Raw genomic sequence first — 3,878 nt, forward strand, 5'->3', positions numbered from 1 at the left:
AAGTTAGTGAAAGCTGTTTGTAAATGTCTTAACCCTTGTTGCAAAGGTACACAACTAACTTCGTTTAGAAATTCTAATTCTTCTTGCTTTTTCCACTCGGTTAGCATTGAAGAAGTTTGAGCGTAGCCTACTCTTTCTTGCTTTTCGTACCAAGCTTGTGTTCGTTCGTGGAGAGCTTTATTGTAAACCAATCTTATACAGCCCAAAGTGCGCCGCAATAGCGACTCTTGTTCGGGTGTGGGGTAAAATCGAAACGAATAGGCTTTTTCCATGTCTCACATTTTAGCATATATCGTGTAAATGCGCTAATATTTAACAGTAAAGCCGTCGTAGAACGACGGGGTTTCAGACCCAAAATTTTCGATGATTGACGCTTTCGGGAAAAGGTCTCGCGGTAGCGGTAGGGTGGGTTAGACGGCGACAATCTAGGCGGTAAAGGGGATCTAACAATCCGTCGTAACCCACCATTTTAGCATTGGTAGGTGGCGCGTTATTTTTGGGGTGGCGCGTTACGCGATGCTAACGCGCCCTACGGTTCTGTAAAGGGGATCTAAGAATCCGTCGTAACCCACCGTTTGAGTCAATTCCCTACCGTCGTAGTCGGAACATCAGCCACTGCAATCCTAACAAGAGTAGATACAACGGTAGGAAGAGAATTGTTACAATAATGTTTATTAATTTTCCTATCCCTCTCTCAAAAAACTTAAAGAATTGAACAATGGCTAAAGACCGGCGGATCGAAATGGTCTCGGGATGATCGGTTCCTAATCTTTCTTCCCTGATCGATAATATCTCCTTGTACAGGGGTTCGGCTAATTTTAACTTTCCTTGCCCAATGTAGAGTAAGGCTAGATTTTCGAGAGTTTTGGCTACATGAGGATGGCGATCGCCCAGCGATTCTTTATTCAGGGCTAAAGCCTCCACGAGCAGGGGTTCAGCTAATTGGAACTTTCCTTGGGATTGGTAGAGAGCGGCTAGATTGTTGAGACTGACAGCTACATGAGGATGGCGCTCCCCTACCAGTTCTTTATTCAGGGCTAAAGCCTCCACGAGCAGGGGTTCGGCTAATTTGTACCTTCCTTGAGAATTGTAGAGACCCGCTAGATTGTTGAGACTGGAGGCTACATCGGGATGGCGCTCGCCCAGCAGTTCTTTGAACAGGGCTAAAGCCTCCTCGTGCAGGGGTTCGGCTAATTTGTACCTTCCTTGAGAATTGTAGAGAGCGGCTAGATTGTTGAGACTGACAGCTACAGAAGGATGGCGGTCGCCCAGCAGTTCTTTTCTCAGGGCTAAAGACTCCTCATGCAGAGGTTCGGCTAATTCGTACCTTCCTTGTAAACGGTAGAGTTCGGCTAGGGCGTTGAGACTGACAGCTACAGAAGGATGGCGCTCGCCCAGCAGTTCTTTAAACAGGGCTAAAGCCTCCACGAGCAGGGGTTCGGCTAATTCGTACCTTCCTTGGGATTGGTAGAGATAGGCTAGATTGTTGAGACTTTGGGCTACAAGGGGATGGCGCTCGCCCAGCAGTTCTTTATACAGGGTTAAAGTCTCCTCGTACAGGGGTTCGGCTAATTCGTACCTTCCTTGGGAATAGTAGAGAATGGCTAGATTGTTGAGACTGGAGGCTACATCAGGATGGCGATCGCCAAGACGACTTTTAACGACCTCGACACATTGTTCAAACCAAGGTTCCGCCGAAGTATAGTCGCCCTGTCCCTGGTAAAATCGGCCTAAACTCGTGAATATCCAGCCAATATCCTCGTCCTGAATCGATTTCTGTCGTTGTCGGAGGTAGGTTTGCCGGGGGGACTCTCCCGCGGGGGATTCGGCTAAATCCTCAGCGAGTGCTTCTAAATGGGGGATAAAGGGGGAAATGGCGGTAATTTGCTCTAGGGTGGGAGTTTGGGGGATGGTTTGCGCGATCGCCAGTAGGGTATTACTCACCACTGGTAGGAGGTCGAAGCGTTCTTGTTCAGCCAGTTGTTCTTTAAAAAACAGATGAATCAGCGAGTGAATGTTATAAACGCCTTTTTCCTGCCAGAATCCTAGCAAATGATAGCGATAGAGTTCCTTTTTGCCCTCATTGAGTTCCTTTTTCGTCTTAGCTAAGGGGGTACGGATTTCGTTCAACTCTTCGGCAATCGCAGTTACTTCCACCACTTCCCAGACAATCCCCCACGAGGCGAAAAGGGACAGTAATAGGGCTGTTTCTCGGCTATTGGCTGCTAATTTCTGCCAAGTGAGAGCAAACGCCGCCTTAACCCCTCTTTCGGCAGAATTTAAGGTTATTTGACTTCTCTGCAATGCGTCGTCATCCAGTCCCAACCGTTGCAATTGCTCGAAACAGTCCGCGAGGGAGAGATCGGGATCGTTGGCTAGGTATGCCCCCACCAATTCCAGCGCCAAAGGCAGGTATTCGAGCCATTTACACAGTTCTTCGGCAATTTTGGTCTGATTTGCTATCCTGCGGTCATTCTCTCCCAAAAGGCTTTTTAGTAGGGCTAGGGCGGCGGCTGGTTCCAGGACATCGAGAGGGAGAGTAGCGACGAGATTGGGGTCAAGATTCCGCATCCGCGTGGTAATCAGGACTCGGAAGGGATAAAAAGGCGGGATTGCGTCTTTTACGGCTTCCAGATTAGAAATATCGTCGAAAACCACCAAGATTTTTTCATCATCCTTGACAGCCACATCAGCGAGATACTGTCGCCAACAAGCTTGGATCTGTTCACCAACCGGACGACCGACCAACGGTTCGGGGACGGATATTCCTAGTTTGAGGAAATAGCTAAACAGATTTGGGCGTATATCGCCAATAGTTTCCACAATCCAGGGAATAGCTTTGTATTCCTCCCAATTCCGTCGGGCGTATTGGGTAGCCAGTTCCGTTTTCCCCACTCCTCCGATACCAGCGATCGCAGAAATAGCGACATTTTCCCCACTATCTAGCATCGCCTTCAGTTGGGTTAATTCCTTTTCCCGTCCCACAAAATGACGGGAACCACGATTAGGAATATCTTTCGCAGGAATTTGGTTAACCGGCTTCCCATCCGGCGAATTCTGTCAGTGGAAGTTAAAAACCGGATTGTGAATCGTTCCCTGATTGACAATCCCGACATTTTTCATTTGATTGATAATGTAGGGTTTCGTCTCATTTTCTCGCTTGATCTCTTCTGCGATCGCCCTTACTTCCTCATCTTCTTCGATAAGGGTGGCCATGACCTCAATCGCTTCGGGTAAAGCATCGGGTTCAATAGCGGCGGATTCGAGTTTTTTCAGGGTTTCCGGTGATTTAGAGCCAATAAGCTGCCTAAATCGCTCGATAGTTCCATCTAGGGTAATTTCTCCCACACGAGCTAACGCGCCGGTTATCACAATCGTAGCAATACTAGCAAGTAGAGTTAACGGTTCCATTGTGAGGTAGATTCGCATTATTTACATCGCCATTTTAGATCAGTTAATCCTCATTGCGAAGGGCAAATATGGTATAAGATTGCTTCGAGGGCTTTTTTTATGACAAAAATCGCTAATTTTCCCCAATAATGTCCTCTTGCAAGGATATTCATTTAATTTTTAAATAATCATAGTGCGATGCCGAAGGCACTGCGTAGCAGTACGCTGATATTATAGGTTGAGTTGAAGAACAAAAACCAACACAACCAACTGCTAACAAAAACGTTTGATTTTAATTAAGTTTTCTCAGAGGACAAAACCATGAAACCACTTATGATATTATGAGCTATGTAGCCGCTCAATATCCGCCAAATTCATTCGTGGTCTTTTCAACTTAATCAATGAGCAAATTAAGTAGGCGATCAATCTTCTGGTAATTTAGCTGATGAGGTAAACTAATGTTAGATTTTCACCTATCTGTTCAACCC

3 protein-coding genes are annotated in these 3,878 nt (G+C 46.5%); all 3 read right to left on the reverse strand.

All coding sequences use genetic code 11. The annotated features are described in order from the left end of the window. Positions 1–272 (reverse strand): transposase (locus tag IM319_RS02705; RefSeq protein ID WP_287734545.1); only part of this gene is annotated, 272 nt, incomplete at its 3' end. Positions 273–588: 316 nt separating this feature from the next. Further along, positions 589–2,985, reverse strand: a complete 2,397-nt coding sequence (locus IM319_RS02710) for a tetratricopeptide repeat protein (protein ID WP_287734547.1) — start codon at positions 2,983–2,985, stop codon at positions 589–591. A 75-nt stretch (positions 2,986–3,060) separates the two neighbouring features. Beyond that, positions 3,061–3,411 (reverse strand): hypothetical protein, encoded by a 351-nt coding sequence (locus tag IM319_RS02715; protein ID WP_287734549.1) that lies wholly within the window; start codon positions 3,409–3,411, stop codon positions 3,061–3,063. Positions 3,412–3,878: the final 467 nt, after the last annotated feature.

The organism is Microcystis sp. M113S1, from assembly GCF_020246945.1.
Lineage (GTDB): Bacteria > Cyanobacteriota > Cyanobacteriia > Cyanobacteriales > Microcystaceae > Microcystis.